General features: G+C 70.2%; 16 protein-coding genes. 7 read left to right on the plus strand and 9 right to left on the minus strand.

All coding sequences use genetic code 11. The annotated features are described in order from the left end of the window. Positions 1–18: 18 nt before the first annotated feature. The 5 genes from PSS76_RS12560 to PSS76_RS12580 all read left to right on the plus strand — a co-directional run bounded on the left by PSS76_RS12560 (position 19) and on the right by PSS76_RS12580 (position 5,396). Complete coding sequence (locus PSS76_RS12560; RefSeq protein ID WP_337456233.1) at positions 19–2,319, plus strand: helicase-associated domain-containing protein; 2,301 nt, start codon at positions 19–21, stop codon at positions 2,317–2,319. A 239-nt stretch (positions 2,320–2,558) separates the two neighbouring features. Beyond that, the gene (locus PSS76_RS12565) at positions 2,559–2,771 is read left to right on the plus strand and encodes a hypothetical protein (RefSeq protein WP_005515120.1); all 213 of its coding nucleotides are present in this window, start codon (positions 2,559–2,561) and stop codon (positions 2,769–2,771) included. 1 nt (position 2,772) lies between these two features. Continuing rightward, positions 2,773–2,925: a hypothetical protein gene (locus PSS76_RS12570; RefSeq protein WP_005515122.1), complete on the plus strand. Its 153-nt coding sequence runs from the start codon at positions 2,773–2,775 to the stop codon at positions 2,923–2,925. Between the two features lie 131 nt (positions 2,926–3,056). Continuing rightward, on the plus strand, positions 3,057–4,715 hold the full coding sequence (locus PSS76_RS12575; protein WP_013415019.1) for a DNA repair helicase XPB: 1,659 nt from the start codon (positions 3,057–3,059) through the stop codon (positions 4,713–4,715). Positions 4,716–4,727: 12 nt separating this feature from the next. Next, positions 4,728–5,396: a DUF3239 domain-containing protein gene (locus PSS76_RS12580; RefSeq protein ID WP_005515125.1), complete on the plus strand. Its 669-nt coding sequence runs from the start codon at positions 4,728–4,730 to the stop codon at positions 5,394–5,396. Between the two features lie 58 nt (positions 5,397–5,454). Here PSS76_RS12580 and PSS76_RS12585 read toward each other — a convergent pair whose 3' ends face one another. Continuing rightward, entirely contained in the window at positions 5,455–5,721 is a 267-nt protein-coding gene (locus PSS76_RS12585; RefSeq protein WP_231849566.1) for a hypothetical protein, read from the minus strand. Positions 5,722–6,126: 405 nt separating this feature from the next. Here PSS76_RS12585 and PSS76_RS12590 point away from each other — a divergent pair, with 405 nt between their 5' ends. Beyond that, a complete protein-coding gene (locus tag PSS76_RS12590) occupies positions 6,127–7,668 on the plus strand; it encodes an alpha,alpha-trehalose-phosphate synthase (UDP-forming) (RefSeq protein WP_013415017.1) in 1,542 nt (513 codons plus the stop codon). Here PSS76_RS12590 and PSS76_RS12595 read toward each other — a convergent pair whose 3' ends face one another. The 7 genes from PSS76_RS12595 to PSS76_RS12625 all read right to left on the minus strand — a co-directional run bounded on the left by PSS76_RS12595 (position 7,669) and on the right by PSS76_RS12625 (position 14,637). Next, positions 7,669–8,925: an MCE family protein gene (locus tag PSS76_RS12595; protein WP_081121464.1), complete on the minus strand. Its 1,257-nt coding sequence runs from the start codon at positions 8,923–8,925 to the stop codon at positions 7,669–7,671. It lies immediately after the preceding gene. Between the two features lie 161 nt (positions 8,926–9,086). Then, positions 9,087–9,680 carry an isopentenyl-diphosphate Delta-isomerase gene (idi, locus tag PSS76_RS12600; protein ID WP_013415015.1) on the minus strand — a complete coding sequence of 198 codons (594 nt, stop codon included), beginning with the start codon at positions 9,678–9,680 and terminating at the stop codon, positions 9,087–9,089. Positions 9,681–9,716: 36 nt separating this feature from the next. After that, the gene (locus PSS76_RS12605) at positions 9,717–10,703 is read right to left on the minus strand and encodes a phytoene/squalene synthase family protein (RefSeq protein ID WP_238840316.1); all 987 of its coding nucleotides are present in this window, start codon (positions 10,701–10,703) and stop codon (positions 9,717–9,719) included. Then, positions 10,696–12,315 carry a phytoene desaturase family protein gene (crtI, locus tag PSS76_RS12610; protein WP_337456234.1) on the minus strand — a complete coding sequence of 540 codons (1,620 nt, stop codon included), beginning with the start codon at positions 12,313–12,315 and terminating at the stop codon, positions 10,696–10,698. The genes PSS76_RS12605 and crtI overlap by 8 nt, the downstream gene beginning before the upstream one ends. Beyond that, positions 12,312–13,589 (minus strand): glycosyltransferase family 2 protein, encoded by a 1,278-nt coding sequence (locus PSS76_RS12615; RefSeq protein WP_260985093.1) that lies wholly within the window; start codon positions 13,587–13,589, stop codon positions 12,312–12,314. Before PSS76_RS12615 ends, crtI begins: the two co-directional genes overlap by 4 nt. Then, on the minus strand, positions 13,586–14,401 hold the full coding sequence (locus PSS76_RS12620; RefSeq protein ID WP_013415012.1) for a carotenoid biosynthesis protein: 816 nt from the start codon (positions 14,399–14,401) through the stop codon (positions 13,586–13,588). The genes PSS76_RS12615 and PSS76_RS12620 overlap by 4 nt, the downstream gene beginning before the upstream one ends. A 71-nt stretch (positions 14,402–14,472) precedes the next feature. Next, on the minus strand, positions 14,473–14,637 hold the full coding sequence (locus PSS76_RS12625) for a hypothetical protein (protein ID WP_005515140.1): 165 nt from the start codon (positions 14,635–14,637) through the stop codon (positions 14,473–14,475). Positions 14,638–14,766: 129 nt separating this feature from the next. Here PSS76_RS12625 and PSS76_RS12630 point away from each other — a divergent pair, with 129 nt between their 5' ends. Then, positions 14,767–15,738, plus strand: a complete 972-nt coding sequence (locus PSS76_RS12630) for a sigma-70 family RNA polymerase sigma factor (RefSeq protein ID WP_084865923.1) — start codon at positions 14,767–14,769, stop codon at positions 15,736–15,738. Here the strand turns inward: PSS76_RS12630 and PSS76_RS12635 are convergent. Beyond that, the gene (locus PSS76_RS12635) at positions 15,665–16,267 is read right to left on the minus strand and encodes a carboxymuconolactone decarboxylase family protein (RefSeq protein WP_005515142.1); all 603 of its coding nucleotides are present in this window, start codon (positions 16,265–16,267) and stop codon (positions 15,665–15,667) included. The genes PSS76_RS12630 and PSS76_RS12635 overlap by 74 nt on opposite strands. Positions 16,268–16,364 lie beyond the last annotated feature (97 nt).

Below are 16,364 nucleotides of genomic sequence, written 5' to 3' on the forward strand. Positions count from 1 at the left end.
TCACTAATCTCATAGGCGATGACCCCCACGCCAGGCACCGAGGGCGCCGCCGAAACCGCGTCGACCGCACCGACACCGACCCTGACCAGCTGGTTGGCCGACCGCAAGGACGCCGCGCTCACCGAGCTGCTGCGGCTGCGTCCCGACCTCGCCGTGCCCCCACCGGCCACCTCCGCGATTCTCGCCGCCCGGGCCGAGCAGCGCGCGTCGGTGGTGCGGGCCGCCGATCTGCTCGACTCCCTCGAGTTCACGGTCCTCGAACTCCTCGCGCTGGAGCAGGCCGACCAGATGCCGGTGGCCCGGCGGCACGTCGACGAGGCGCTGGCCGGCCGGGTACCGCAGCGCACACTGGATCGGGCGCTGGCCCGGCTGCGCGCCCTCGCGCTGGTGTGGGGCGACGACGAGCACCTGCGCATCGTCCGCTCCGCGGTGGAAACCATCCCGTGGCGGGCGGGCCGGATCAACGCCGAACCCGACGACCTGAGCGAGGACGAGATCCGCGCCGCGCTCGACGCGAGCGAACCGAACGAACGCGAGCTGCTGACCACCCTGGCCCGGTCGTCGCCGATCGGACGCACCCGCGACGCCGCGCCCGGCACCTCCCCGGACCGGCCCGTGCAGCGGCTGCTCTCCCGGGGGCTGCTGCGCTGGATCGACGCCGAAACCGTGGAGCTGCCGGCCCGGGTGGGCCAGGTCTTGCGCGGTGAGGCCGTGTTCGATCCGTCCTCCCCCACCCCGCCGCCACTGTCCGGCCGCAAGCAGAAGCCCGCCGATGTCAACGCCGCCGCTGCCGGCGAGGCCCTCGAGCTCGTCCGGCACTGCGAGGACATCGTCGCCGCGCTCGGCGACGCTCCCGCCCCCGCGCTCAAGGCCGGCGGTGTGGGTGTGCGCGAGGTACGACGACTGTCCAAGGCCACCGGTGTCGACGAGGCCCGCGTCGGCCTGTTGCTCGAACTGCTCGCCTCGGCCGGGCTGATCGCCCGCGGCATCCCCGATCCGGCGCCGCTCACCGACGTCGACGACTACTGGGCACCCACCGTCGCCGTCGACGGCTGGCTCACCTCCGGCACCGCCCGCCGCTGGGCCACCGTGGCCGGTGCGTGGCTGGCACTGCCGCGGCGGCCGTGGATCATCGGCAGCCGCGACGCCACCGACAAGCCGATCTCGGCGTTGTCGGAGGAGGTGCGCGCGCCGGGCGCCGCGCACGAGCGTCGGCTGCTGCTCGAACTGCTCGCCGAAACCGGTGGCAAGGAGGTCTCCGCGACCGAGGCCGCCCGCCTGCTCGCGTGGCGGCGCCCCCGTTGGGCGGGCCGGCTGGGCCCGCACGTCGTCGAGCGCACGCTCGCCGAGGCCCGCACCCTCGGGCTGGTCGCGCACGGCGCGCTCAGCTCCCCTGGCAAGGCGCTGCTCCACGGCGGCGACCCCGAGGCGGAGATGGAAGCGGCCCTGCCCCAGCCGATCGACTACGTGCTGGTGCAGGCCGACCTCACCGTCGTCGCCCCCGGCCCGCTGATCCCGGAACTGCTCGAGCAGATCACCCTCGTCGCCGACATCGAATCGGCCGGCGCCGCATCCATGTATCGGATCAGCGAGGCCAGCATCCGGCGCGCGCTCGACGCCGGGCTCACCGCGTCCGAACTGCAGGCCCTCTTCGCGACCCGCTCCAAGACCCCCGTCCCGCAGTCACTGACCTACCTGATCGACGACGTCGCCCGTCGCCACGGCCGGCTGCGTGCCGGGGTCGCGGCGTCGTTCGTGCGCTGTGAGGATCCGGCGCTGCTCGCCGAGGTGCTGTCCTCCCCCGTCGCCGAACACCTGGCGCTGCGCGCGCTCGCCCCCACCGTCGTCATCTCGCAGGCGCCGCTCAAGGAGGTCCTCGCGGAACTGCGCGGCGCCGGGTTCGCTCCGGCCGGGGAGGACTCGAGCGGCGCGATCGTCGACCTGCGCCCGCGTGGGGCCCGGGTGCCCGCCGCCCGGGCCGCGCGCTCACGGGTCCCAGCGGTGCCCAACGACGACCAACTGGCGGCGCTGGTGCGGTCGCTGCGCTCCGGCGACAAGGCCGCCGCGTCGTCGGGGACGGGGCTGCGCAGCGACGGCAGCCGGGCGTCCACTGCCGCGACCATGACCCTGCTGCAGACCGCTGCGCAGGTGCGGCGGTCGGTCACCATCGGCTACGTCGATGCGCAGGGCGTCGCGTCGCACCGCATCGTGCAGCCGGTGAGCGTCGGCGGCGGGCAGTTGGACGCGCTCGATCAGGCGTCCGGCGAGGTGCGCCGGTTCACACTGCACCGGATCACGTCCGTCGCGTTCGCCGACTGAGAATCCGGGCCCGAAGGCCTCGCGAACTGCACGACTGGCTTTTTTCTGGAAATGGGCTATGGTCTCGGTCAAGTGATTGCCACTTCGAATTCAGGAGCGACAATGGCCGACCGAAAACCCGGTAAGAGTCTGAAAAAGTCTGCACAGTCCATCAAGGAAAAGCGTGCGGAAAAGCGGGAGCGTGCCGCTGATGCCGGTGAGTTGATCAAAAAGCGGAAGCGCCACTGACGGACCGCGCCATGACCCGCGAGGCCCCGGCGCCCGACGCGCCGGATGTCCTGGACCACCTACATCGGAAACTGGACCTGCTGCTGGGCGACGACGCCCCCGGGCAGCCCCGCCCGCCGGGCTTCCGGTCCGCGATCGCGTCGGCGAAATTGTTCGTCCTCGACGAACGCGCACACAATTCCGGTTTTCACAAATTCAACGACGCCGAAAAAAGAGGATCCTGACGTGAAGCGGACCCTGCTCGCCCTGGACAGAATTCAGACGCGACTGGAAAACGAGCTCGACGCCACCGAAGTCCGCTCCGAACGCGACGCCGGTTACCGCGCCGGAATTTCCGAGGCGCTGGTGCAGGTGATGGAAACGAGGAAATCCCTCTGAGGCCTTCGGCCTGTGCGCCTTTTCGGTAGCCCTCACTACCGAAAAGGCGCACGGGCCGCAGGCCTACGTGGCGGGACGTCGCCGACGTCTGGACAATGGTCTGGTTACCGTTCCGCTGCTAGGAGGCGCACGTGACCGACGGCCCGCTGATCGTCCAGTCCGACAAGACCCTGTTGCTCGAGGTCGATCACGAGCGCGCCGACGAGGCACGGCAGGCGATCGCACCGTTCGCCGAGCTCGAGCGCGCCCCCGAACACGTGCACACGTATCGGATCACCCCGCTCGCGCTGTGGAATGCGCGCGCCGCCGGGCACGACGCCGAGCAGGTCGTCGACGCGCTCGTCAACTTCTCCCGGTTCGCGGTGCCGCAGCCGCTGCTGGTCGACATCGTCGACACCATGGCCCGCTACGGACGGCTGCAGCTGGTGAAGAGCCCGGTGCACGGTCTCACTCTGGTGAGCCTGGACCGTGCGGTGCTCACCGAGGTGATGCGGCACAAGAAGATCGCCCCGATGCTGGGCGCGAAGATCGACGACGACACCGTGATCGTGCATCCCAGCGAGCGCGGGCACCTCAAGCAGATGCTGCTCAAGATCGGCTGGCCGGCCGAGGACCTCGCCGGGTACGTCGACGGCGAGGCCCACCCCATCGACCTCGCGTTCGAGGAGGGCCACTGGCAGTTGCGCGACTACCAGGAGATGGCGGCCGACTCGTTCTGGGCCGGCGGCTCCGGCGTCGTGGTGCTGCCCTGTGGCGCCGGCAAGACCATGGTGGGCGCCGCCGCGATGGCCAAGGCGAAGGCGACGACGTTGATCCTGGTCACCAACACCGTCGCCGGCCGGCAGTGGAAGCGCGAGCTGATCGCCCGCACCTCGCTCACCGAGGAGGAGATCGGCGAGTACTCGGGTGAGAAGAAGGAGATCCGCCCCGTCACCATCGCCACCTATCAGGTGATCACCCGCAAGTCGAAGGGCGAGTACAAGCACCTCGAGCTGTTCGATTCCCGCGACTGGGGCCTGGTGATCTACGACGAGGTGCACCTGCTGCCCGCGCCGGTGTTCCGGATGACCGCGGATCTGCAGTCCCGCCGCCGTCTCGGCCTGACGGCGACGCTGGTCCGCGAGGACGGCCGCGAGGGCGACGTGTTCTCGCTGATCGGGCCGAAGCGCTACGACGCCCCGTGGAAGGACATCGAGGCGCAGGGCTGGATCGCGCCCGCCGACTGTGTCGAGGTGCGGGTGACGCTCACCGACGCGGAGCGGATGGCGTATGCGACGGCCGAGCCGGAGGAGCGCTACAAGCTGTGCTCCACCGCCCGGACCAAGCACGCGGTGGTGAAGTCCATCCTGGACAGGCACCCGGGCGCGCCGACGCTGGTGATCGGCGCCTACCTGGACCAGCTCGAGGAGCTCGGTGCGGAACTGGACGCCCCCGTCATCCAGGGTTCCACGCGAAACAAGGAACGCGAGGCGCTGTTCGACCGCTTCCGGGCCGGTGAGATCCAGACGCTGGTGGTGAGCAAGGTCGCGAACTTCTCGATCGACCTGCCGGAGGCGTCGGTGGCCGTGCAGGTGTCGGGCACCTTCGGCTCCCGGCAGGAGGAGGCGCAGCGGCTGGGCCGACTCCTGCGTCCCAAGCACGACGGCGGTCAGGCACACTTCTACTCGGTGGTCGCTCGGGACACGCTCGACGCCGAGTACGCCGCCCACCGTCAACGCTTCCTCGCCGAGCAGGGCTACGCGTACCGGATCACGGACGCCGACGACCTGCTCGGCCCGGCCATCGGATAGGACCCCTCACCCGTGCGACGCTTCGAGTTCCCGGTCGACAAACTTCACGCCAAGGCCGTCAACGAGACCCTCGGCGATCTGCGACGGCTGCAGTGGTCGGCCGCGCTGATGGCGGTCCTGCTCGGCGCCGGCGCGGCATGGATGTTCGTCCTGGCACACCCGTGGTCGTACATCCTCGGCGTGGTTCTCGCGATCTGCGCACTGACCTCGCTCTTCATGGTGGTGTGGACGCCTCGGAAGGTGGGCAGCATCGAGGATCTCTACGCGAAGGGTGACCTGGTACCGGCGATCGTGTCGGAGGTGCATCCGCGCGGGTACACGCTGCTGTCGCTGGTCGACATCGCCAAGCCCGGCGCGACGAAGCCGCACTACGCGCTCGCCGCCCGGACCGTCCGCACGCTGCCCGGCAAGAGCTACGCGGTGGGCGCGAAGCTGCCGTCGGTGTCGGTGCTCGGCGACCGTGGATCGCGTTCCTCCGGTGAGACGTGGCAGATGGTGAGCTTCATGCCGGTCTCGTGGGGCACCCGCGACAGCAAGGTCCTCACCAAGGCGTCGGCCGCGATCGACGACGTCGAGTGGAAGCTGCTGAACAAGAACATCGCGAGGTCGGAGAAGGTTCGGGGCTCGAGCGGGCAGTTCGTGCTGCTCGATCCGGCGGATCTCCCCGACGAACTGCGCTGACGCGCAGCGAATTACAGCGATGGGATTAGCCCCGGCCCCGTTTCCCGGGGCCGGGGCGTCAGATCATCAGGGCCGCGAGGCCGACGCCACCGACCGCAACGAGCGCGATCGTGAGCGCGAGGGTCACAGACCCCATCAGTACAACCGTCGCGACCGCCGGCACCGCCGCCACCACGATCAGCAGGGCGACCCACCACAGCGCCGTCTCGACGGACGTTGATCTACCGATTTCCAAGTCGTGCAAGATGTTCGGCCGGACAGCGCCGGTCATCGGCCGGGAAACAGATCCGTTGGCTCGGAGTTCCATAGAGGTGACCTCCTTCATGAGGTCACCTCAGTCTCGCGCACTTCGGCAGATTTCGCAGCCGTGTCGGCAGAACGATCGACATCGACCGCCGCGTCCGGCCGTCCGGGCGCCGATTCCCTTCGAACGCTGAACGTTTTCCGTATGAACGTCAATTGAACTGCGGTGCAGCGATTCCGGACGATTCGCCGTCACTCGGCCGCGCAACGAGGAAGCCGCGCAGGGGCTTTGCCGCCCCGCCACGCCCCTTCCCCCCGATCGCCGGCATGTGTGTGTCGGACGCCCGATCGGTTGCCGCGCACGCACAACACTGATACAACAAATCTATTCCGACAGCTATAGATTTGTCGTCTCGTCGGGCGGCGCGGTTCCGTGCTCCGAGCGATCCCCGCCGCCGGCGGGACGCGTACCCACGGGAGCCGCTCGATGCCATTGGAACTTGCCGACGACACAACCGCCCGCCCCGACGAACAGTCCGACTTCGTCGTGGTCGCCAATCGCCTGCCCGTCGATCTCGAGGAGCGGCCCGACGGCTCCACCGCGTGGCGGCGCTCGCCCGGCGGGCTGGTCACCGCGCTGGAGCCGGTTCTGCGCAGCAGGAACGGCTGCTGGGTGGGCTGGCCCGGCGTCGCCGACCGTGACGTCGCTCCGTTCACTCACGAGGGTTTGCGGGTGCACCCGGTCCGCCTCGGCGAGGACGACATCGAGGGCTTCTACGAAGGCTTCTCGAACAGCACCCTGTGGCCGCTCTACCACGACGTCGTCGTCAAACCCACATTCGACCGCGAGTGGTGGGCCACCTACCGGGACGTCAATCTGCGCTACGCGCATGCGGCCGCCGCCGCAGCCGCACCCGGTGCGACGGTGTGGGTCCACGACTACCAGCTGCAGCTCGTTCCCCGGCTACTCCGGGAGCTGCGCCCGGACGTCACGATCGGGTTCTTCCTGCACATCCCTTTCCCGCCCGTCGAGTTGTTCGCCCAGCTGCCGTGGCGGCGCAGCGTCCTCGAGGGGATGCTCGGCGCCGACCTGGTCGGCTTCCACCTCCCCGGCGGAGCCGAGAACTTCGTGGTGCTGGCGCGCCGGTTGCTCGAGCTCGAGACGCGGCCGGTCGCCGACGGACGCGGCGAGGTCCGCTTCGACGGGCGCATCGTCCGGGTGGGAGCCTTCCCGATCTCCATCGATTCGGCCGACATGGTCGAACGCGCGCGCAGCGAGTCGGTGCGCCGGCGCGCCCGCGAGATCCGGGAGGACCTCGGCAACCCCGAGCAGATCCTGCTGGGTGTCGATCGGCTGGACTACACCAAGGGCATCGACCTGAGACTCGACGCACTGGGCGAGCTGTACGACGAGGGCCGGCTCGACCCGAGCCGGACCGTGATGGTGCAGCTCGCCACCCCGAGCCGGGAGCAGGTGGAGCAGTACGCGCTCATGCGGACGTCGATCGAGACGCAGGTCGGTCGGATCAACGGTGACCACGGTCGCCTCGGGCGCGCGCCCGTCCACTACCTGTACCAGCCGGTGCCGCGGGACGAGTTGATCGCGCTCTACGTGGCCGCGGACGCCATGCTCGTCACACCGCTGCGCGACGGCATGAACCTCGTCGCCAAGGAGTACGTGGCGTGCCGTCCCGACCACACCGGAGCTCTCGTCCTGAGCGAGTTCACCGGCGCCGCTTCCGAATTGGACCAGGCATACCTGGTGAACCCGCACGATCTCGACTTCGTCAAGGACACGATCGTCGCGGCCCTCGAGCAGTCCCCGGAGCAGCGCAGCACCCGGATGGCCGCGCTCCACGCCCAGGTGATGACCCACGACGTGCACCACTGGGCGCGAACGTTCCTCGACCACCTGGCCTTGGCCGGCCGCGCCAACACCGAGGTGGAGGAGTTCTCCCTGGACTGGCAGATGCCGACGACCGGCCCGTTCTCGCCCGGCGAGTCGCCGATCGCCGCCACGGGGCGGTAGTCACCGCGGCGGCACCAATCCCATCACGGTCGCGAGCTGCGTCGCGATCGGGTTGAGGTTCAACGCATCCGGAGCCACCTTCGGCTTGTCGTCCCACGGCTGCGCGACGTTCGGGTCGGCCAGCGCCGCCCGTTCGGCGCTGCGCACGCCCGTGACACTGCCCTGCGGAGCGAGGCACCGGACGTCGGAGGCGAACGGGAAGTCGTCGCGGGTGTCGTCGAAGTCGGGGTCGCGCCGCTTCATATCCGCCAGGATCTCGTGGGTGCTCTCGTAGCCGACCGTGCACGCGGGCGGATTGTTCGTCTCGAGGATGATCCCGAAGTGGATGGTGCCGTCGCCCGGCGCGACGGCACGTGCGGCCACCGGCAGGGCGGGCAGCAACTGCAGCATCGAGCGCAGATAGGGCTCGCGCCCCGGGGCGAGCGAGGTGACCTGCTGCGTGTTCGAGAGCACCTCGGTGAGGTCGGCGCCGCTCTCGCGGACCAACGCACCCACCTGGTCGCTGGTGGCGGTGCCCGTGCCGATCAGCTTGCGTACGTCCGGATCGCTCGAGCGCAGCTGGGCGGCGAGTGCGTCGAGGTCGGCGCTGAACGAGCGGATCGACGACGCCTGGCCCGCCTGGGTGTCGAGTACGGTGCGGCCGTCGCCGATCAGGTCGAGCGTCTGCGGCAGCGCATCCGACGCCTCCCGGGTGAAGGCGTTCAGCGAGTCGACGACGGCCTGCAGGTTGTCGCCCTGGCCGTCGAACGCCTTGCCGAGTTCGGTGGCGACCGTGTGCAGCCGGTCGGCGGGCACGGAACGGGCGAACGCGTCGACCGAGGCCACCAGATCCTCGACCGGTGTCGGGACGGTGGTGTCCTTCCGATCGATCACGGATCCCTCGGCGAGGTACGGGCCGTCGCTGCCGGTGGGCTGCAGGTCCACGTACTGTTCGCCGATCGCCGACCGGTTGGCCACGACCGCCGCCGCGGACGCCGGAACCTGCGGGCCGCCGTCGTCGAGGCGCAGTTCCACGCGGACGCCGTCGGCGGTGAGCTGCAGGTCCCCCACCCGTCCGACCGGGACGCCGCGGTAGGTGACCTCGGCGTTGGAGAAGATGCCGCCGGAGGTCGGCAGGTCGACGAACACGGAGTACTGGCCGAAGCCGAGGAGGTTGTCGAGACGCGCGTACTTGCCGCCTACGAAGACGATGCTCACGACGGCCAGGATCAGGAACGCCGCGATCTGGCCTCGCGCCAGCCTGGACACCATGTTCATCGCCGCCGGCCCTCCATGCTCACCCCGAAGAGAATGTCGGCGAGATCACCAGAACCGCCCCACTGTTACGCAGGCAACAGGCTACCGCTATCCGTTACTCGGGGTCACATTCATGTGACCGGAGTTACAAAGTGGACAATTGTCCGGCTCGCAACCGGCCGCTACGGGGCGTCCACCCCGTGCCGGGCGGCGGGCGGCAGGGCTGTCAGCGGCGCGGCGGTCCAGGCGGCGGGATCCGGGCCGAGTCGGCGCAGCTGCTGCACCTGCTCGCGACACCACGGCGACACGGCGCGAGCGCCGGCGTCGACCTCCGCGGAGAACGTCGACCAGTCCACCCAGTCGACGTCGTCCACCTCCCCCCGCCGCGGAACGGGCGGCGGCCCGTCGTAGCGCACCCGGAATACCGGGCAGATCTCGTTCTCCACCACACCGCTGTCCATCACCGCGCGATAGCGGAAGTCCGGCAGAACCAGATCGACCTCGGACGAATCGATCCCGAGCTCGTGATGCAACCGTCGCCGAACCGCCTCGCGCAGTGGCTCGCCCAGGGCCGGGTGCCCGCAGCACGTGTTGGTCCACACTCCCGGCCACGTAGCCTTGTCGAGGGCACGGCGGGTCATCAGCAGCCGCCCGTGGCGGTCGAAGACGTAGGACGAGAACGCCAGATGCAGCGGCGTCGCGGTGGTGTGGACGGTCGCTTTCGGCTCGGTGCCGACGGCGCGGCCCGCCTCGTCCAGCAGCACGACATGTTCCATGTGATTCCTTCTTCGTCGGGTCGGGGCCGTCGGGGGTCAGGCCGCACGCGCTCGCGTCCGCGCCGTCCGGCGCAACCGCGCGGACGTCCGGCCCGCAATCAGCAACTGCGGCACCGCGACAGCCAGTCGGCGACGCCGGGAGACGACCGCTCGCTCGCAGAGCACGCGGTATCCACCGTCCTCCACTTCGCGCAGGATGTCGGCGTAGAGGACGAATGCGGTGCGGATCGCCGGCCGCGCCGCGGGATCGAGCATGTCGAGCCCCGGTTCGGCGGCCCGGTACACCGACCGGGTGTGGGCGACGAGATGGGCGAGCGCTCGGCCGAGCCGGGGGTCGGTCCGGCCGGTCGAACGACAGCGGCGAAGGAGTTCCTCGTCGACGCCGAACGCCGCGAGCTCGTCGGTCGGCAGATAGATCCGGTCCCGGTCCAGGTCCTCGCCCATGTCGCGGATGAAGTTCGTCAGCTGGAACGCTTCTCCCAGCGCGCGGGCAGGGCCGACGGCGTCGTCGATCGGAACCGACGTGCCCAGGATGGGCAGCATCTGCAACCCGATCACGGCTGCCGAGCCGTACATGTACTCGGACAGCTCGGCCATCGTGCGGTATCGCGACCGGAACGCGGCGGTTCCCGGGATGTCCATCCGCATAGAATGCAGGAACGCGTAGTGGTACTCGTGTGGAATGTCGTAGCGCGCAGTGGTGTCCGCCAGCGCGCTCAGGACCAAGTCCGTCTCGGCGTGTCCCGACACCCCACCGGCCAGCACCGTGCGGACCCGCGCCTCGAGCTCGTCCAGCGCCTCGGCCGCCGCCCGGTCCGTCGGGGCGATACCGCTGTCGGCACCGACGTCGACGACGTCGTCGACCATGCGCGCGAAGCCGTACAGCGCGTGCACACCCGCCCTCCGCGACGTCGGGAGCAGTCTCGTCGCCAGGAAGTACGTCTTGCCGTGCCGCGCGTTCAGGGTGCGACACAGGCGGTAGGCCGCGTGCAGGCTCGGATCGATACCGTCGAGTTCACCCATGCCGGACCTCCACCCGAGACGTTTCCGTGTGCCGAGCTGCGGCCGTCGGCGCCCCGGTGATCCGTTCGGCGGCGAGGCGCCCTGAGACGAGGACGGTCGGCACCCCGACCCCGGGTGTCGTCCCCGACCCGGCCAGCACGACGTTCCCGATCCCGGACACCATGTTCTTGCGGCGGAACGGGCCGGTCTGCCGGAATACGTGCGCCGAGGAGAACGGGCTTCCGGCCAGCATGCCCTTGTCGAGCCAGGTCTGCGGGGTGTCGAGATGGTCGACGACCATGGCCTGCCGCAGATCTCGATAGCCCCGTCCTTCCAGGTCGTCCTGGAGCTCACGCATGTACGACGTCCCCAGCCGGCCCCAGTCCAGATCGGCGCTGTCGAGGTTGGGGCACGGCGCGAGGATCGACACCGGCTCGCTGTGCACGCCGTCCCGGACGACGTGCAGACCGGGATCGGTGACGGCCGGGCGCGTGATCAACAGTGAGGGGTCGTACATCAACCGTCCTCGGCCACGCGGGGCGGTGATCCGGGCGAACGTCTCCGACCACTGCGCACCGAAGTCGATGGTGTGGTGCGCACGAGTCGGCCACGTCCGCGTCACCTCGGTGGGGACCGTGCCGTGGAAGACGACGGCCGACGGTGACGCCACCGCGTAGCCGCGTCTGCGCCCGCGCGTGGCGACGCCCGCGCCGTCGAGCAGCCGGTCCACCACGGGGAGGTCTGCTGTGAGAACCAATGCGTCGCACTCGAAGTGACGGCCGTCGGCCGTCCGGACGCCGGTGGCCCGGCCACCGGCGACGTCCACCGCGCAGACCTCGGCGCCGGTGTACACCACCCCACCGTGGCGGGTGAGGGCATCGGCCATCGCCCGCGCGATGGTGCACATGCCCCCTTCCGGGAAGTAGACACCGAGCGAGGTGTCCATGTGCGCGATGGCGCCGTACACGCCCAGGGCCTTCGCGGGCGACATTCCGGCGTACAGCGCCTGGAAGGTGAAGATGCGGCGCAGTCGGTCGTCCCGGACGAACGAGCCGACCCGCGGTCCGAGGCGACCGAACCCGCCCAGGCGAACGAGTTTCGCGGTGTCGACCAGCGCTCCCCGCGACGACACCAGGTCGAGCGGCGAATCGAAGTTCGAGTCGATGTACCGGTCGAACTCGGTGTCGAAGATCGACGCCAGCCACCGCCGGAGTCGGCGGTATCCCGCGGCTTCGCCTGCACCGCAGACTCGTTCGACCTCCGCGGACATCGCCGCCGGATCGGAGAAGACGTTCAGCGAGGTGCCGTCGGCGAACCGGGCGTGATAGCTCGGCGCGAGTTTGGTGAGCGTGACCGGCGGCGACGTGGACTCGAACGACTCACCGACGGCCGCGAGGGCGTCGGCGATGAGTTCGGGCATGGTCAGCACACTCGCGCCGTTGTCGATGTCGTACAGCCGGTGCCCGGAATCGTCCCGCACCTCGTACGTGCCGACCCGGCCGCCGACCGAACTCTCGCGCTCGAGAACGGTGACGCGCTTGCCTGCCCCCGCGAGGTGCAGTGCCGCGGACAGCCCGGCGAGCCCTGCTCCCACCACGACGACCGACTCGGTCCGTCCCTCGACCGCCCTCATGCGGCACCGTCCAGGATCGACATCAGGGTTCCTCGCTTCTCTCGTTTCCGCGCTCGGTGTGCGGACGGTTCGCCGGTCGGGGAGGGCAGTGCTCTGCCCTTCCAGGAGAGGGTATTTCGTGCCCGGCGGATGTGGGAATCCACGACCAGTCCGGCGAAGACCGCGGTGGCCGGCGGGTGCAGAGCGGCGCTCGCGATCATCCGCAGCAGATCGACAGCCCGCACGCGACCACGATCGGCGACCGCGCTCTCGGACATCGCCGCGCCCACGCGTCCGGCCACGCCGGCGAGGTAGCCGACGGTGCCCGCACGCCGTATGCGTCCGGATCCCAGGACAGCCGCGGCGGGCGGCAGCAGGTACGCCACCGCGGCGAAGGTGAGAACACCTGCGGCCCCTGGCCGCCCGCCGAACGACGACCACAACCATCGCGTGTAGCCCGCCCGTAGTTCGGTCCAGTTGCGGTACATCCGGCATTCGACGAATCCGGCGCCGGACACGACGACGGTGCGCTCACCGGCCCGCCGCAGAGTCCTCGCGATGTCGAGATCCTCGGTGGCGCTGGACGCGACGGACTCGTGTCCACCGATCCGCCGGTAGGCGTCGGCGTCGAACACGAGGAGCTGACCGCACGCCACGGCCAGTGACGGCCGCAGCGAACGGTTCGCCGCGGCGACCATGACGGTCGACATCCACGAGAAGCTCAGCAACGGCTGGATCAGCCACTCGGCGAAGCCCCCGGTCCGCTGTTCGGGCCACGGGCACACCAGCGCCGCTCCGCTGCTGCGCAGGGCCGTCACCGCCGCCCACACCGCGTCCGGCGCCAACCGCACATCGGCGTCGACGAAGACGATGACGTCGGCGGCGGCGGCGGCGGGAGAATCGGCCTGCGCCAGCTCGGCGAGGCGGCGGCAGGCCGCCGCCTTTCCGGTCCACCCGGGCGGCGGCGCGGCGGTGTTCGAATGCACCGCGATCCGCGAGTCACCGCGAGCGGCGTCCAGTGCTGCCGCCCGCGTCCCGTCCCGGGAACCGTCGTCGAGGACGATCACCCGCAGCTCCCCCGGCCAGCTCTGGGCGCGAAGGTCGCCGATCAGCAGCGGCAGTCTCGTCTCCTCGTCGCGCGCCGGTACGCAGACCACGACCCGATCATTGGTCGTCGCCGCAGCCCCGGGTCGTCGCAGCCGCGGCATCGACAGCGCGTTGCCGACCGACAACGCCGCCGACGCCACCGCCAGCGCCGCCCCGCTCACGACCAGCCGGCGGGTGACGGCAGTCATGCCGGCTCCCGGAGCGGTTCGCGTCGCCAGGTCAGCGTCCACAGCAGCGGGACGCCGACCGCCCCCATCATGCAGAACCCGTAGACCGCCGAGTACCGCAGCTCGGCGCCGTCCAGCAGGGCCGCGTGCGCGAACGCCGAGCCGAGCCACGTCCACACGAACAGCACCAGCGGCGCGGTGTCCGGCATCCGCGGGCCGGCGGGCCGGCGGGCGCGAGTGCGCCTGTCCACGATCTCCACGACGACCGCCATCAGCAGAGCGGTACCGAACCATCCGAGATAGTTGGTGACCGGAATCGACGCAATGCCCGGCAGACCGGGAGCGTCGGACGTCCACGTCCACTGTCCGTCCGTCACCATCTGGGTGTCGAGGTACAGATCCCACCCGACCATCCCGACGGCGGTGAGCACGATCCGCTGGAGCCACAGCCGCCCGGCGGGCACCCGGGAGCGTTCGAGCACGTAGGTCACCGCGCACCAGATCGGGTAGAAGCCGGCCGTCCAGGCGAACGGAACCACGACCGGGACGCCGTCGACATCCATCCCGAGCCGGTCGACGGCGTAGAAGTAGCTGCCGAACGGGAAGCCGGTCGCGGTGCCGACGATCTCCGCAGCCAGACCCACGCCCGCGGTCGTGACGAGCAGTGCCGACGCCCACACCGCGCCCCGGGACAGGCCGGCGTGCACCAGGACCGCCGCCGCCGACAGCGTGACGACCGCAACGGTGATCGTGTCGCGGGCTTCCCCGGTCACCAGGGCATACGTGATCTGGGCGAGCAGTGCGCCCCCGACCAGTGCCCACAGCAGCACCATCGCCCCCGCCCGCGGCGCCGTGGCCCCGACGGGGCGGGCGTCCGTTGGCGCCAGGACCGGCCCGGTCGACGTCACTCCGGCCGCCGATCACCTGCGATGTCGACACCACGGTCCGGCACCGAACCGCTCACCGCGCGACCCGCGAGCCGGTTGGCTTCCATGAAGAGTTGGAGGAACCCACCGGGAGGCGGAACCGAATCCTCGCCGGCATGCGCAGAAGCTTCCGTCAACGCCATGTCGCAACCCTTCCCTCGACTGTCCGGCCCGTCCGTGGAGACGCAGCCCTCACCTTCCGGGAAGTCATTCGGAGCACCGACACCGATGGATGGGAACGAATTGTGCGGAGGAGATCGTAGGATCGCGGCATGAGCGCTCCGACTCTCGCGGACTCGTTCGAATCCCATCGCGGACACCTGCTGTCCGCGGCATATCGCCTCACCGGAAGCGTCACCGACGCCGAGGACGCCGTGCAGGAGGCGTGGCTACGCCTCGCGAAATCGGACGCCGACAGGATCGACGACCTCCGGGCCTGGCTCACCACCGTCGTCGGCCGCCTGTGCCTCGATCGCCTGCGCTCGGCGGCCGTCCGCCGCGAGCAGTACGTCGGGCAATGGCTACCCGAGCCGATCGTCACGGACCTGACACCGTCGGCCATGCCCGATCCGCTGGAGGCCGTCGTCCGCCAGGAGGACAACCGGCTGGCCGCGCTGATCGTGCTCGATGCACTCACCCCGGACCAGAGGGTGGCGTTCGTGCTGCACGACGGGTTCGGGGTGCCGTTCGGGGAGATCGCGGATGTGTTGTCGGTGAGCGTCGCGTCGGCCCGACAGCTCGCGTCCCGGGCCCGACGTGCCGTTGCCGACGCCCCACCGCCGGTACCGGACGACGAGCACACCGCGGCCGTCACCCGCCTGATGATCGCGATGGCGGCCGGCGACCTCGACGCCGTCCTCGACGCGCTGCACCCCGACGCCATCACGATCGGCGACGCCAACGGCACCACCCGTACCGCCGTCAACATCATCACCGGCGCCGATCGCACCGCCCGCTTCTTCCTGGGGCTCGCGCACAAGTACGGCCTCGAGGCCTTCCTGAGTGCGGCGATGCCGGCACTGGTCAACGGCCAACTCGGCTTCGTCAGCCACGGCTCTCCCGGCGACGACACCCACCCCGGTTTCCCGGGGCGGGTGACGGGGTTCACCGTCCGCGACGGCCTGGTGTGGGCCGCCTACGACATCGCGAACCCCGAGAAGCACCGTGGGATCAGGCTTTCCGCTCCTCCTGCGCCCCGGACCCCTCCGCCGCCCACGGCACCCGGCACGCGTCGCCCGAGTTGAATCCCTGGTCGTGGATGCCCAGGGCCGAGTTCATCCGCGCCCGCATGTTCTCGAGTCCGATCTGGTAGGTCAGTTCGACGACGCCGTCGCGGCCGAACCGTCGCTCCAGATCGGCCACCTGCTCGTCGGTCGCGGCCGTCGGCGTCTCCGTCATCGCGTCGGCGTAGGCGATCGCGGCGCGTTCGTCGTCGCTGTAGAGCGGCGAGGTGTCGTATTCGCCGATGTGTTGCAGGCGGTCCACGTCGAGGCCCTGCAGTCGCTGGAGCATGGTGCCGAAGTCGACGCACCAAGAGCATCCGACCGTCCAGGCGACGCGGTAGACGGCGATGTCGCGCACGTTCGGCGGCAACACGGTCGACGCCTTCTGTGCGCCCATCTCGTGCCTCGCCGACACCGTGAAGAGCTTGCGATGGTTGGCCAGGACCGCGAACGGTTCGGGTACCTCGCCGAACCGCCGACCGGCGTACCAGTACGCGGCCTTCACCAACGGATTGGCCTCCTGCGGGGTCACCGCGTGAATGCGAGCCATGACGTTCTCCTGTCTCCGGGTCTGCGCCGGGCACCGGTTGCGCCCGTTCACCCCTTGGACGAGACAGCCCCCGTGAACGTGACACGGCCGGGTTCGT

Origin of the sequence: Prescottella sp. D32 (assembly GCF_037287305.1) — a bacterium.
In the GTDB taxonomy this organism is placed as follows: Bacteria; Actinomycetota; Actinomycetes; order Mycobacteriales; family Mycobacteriaceae; genus Prescottella; species Prescottella equi.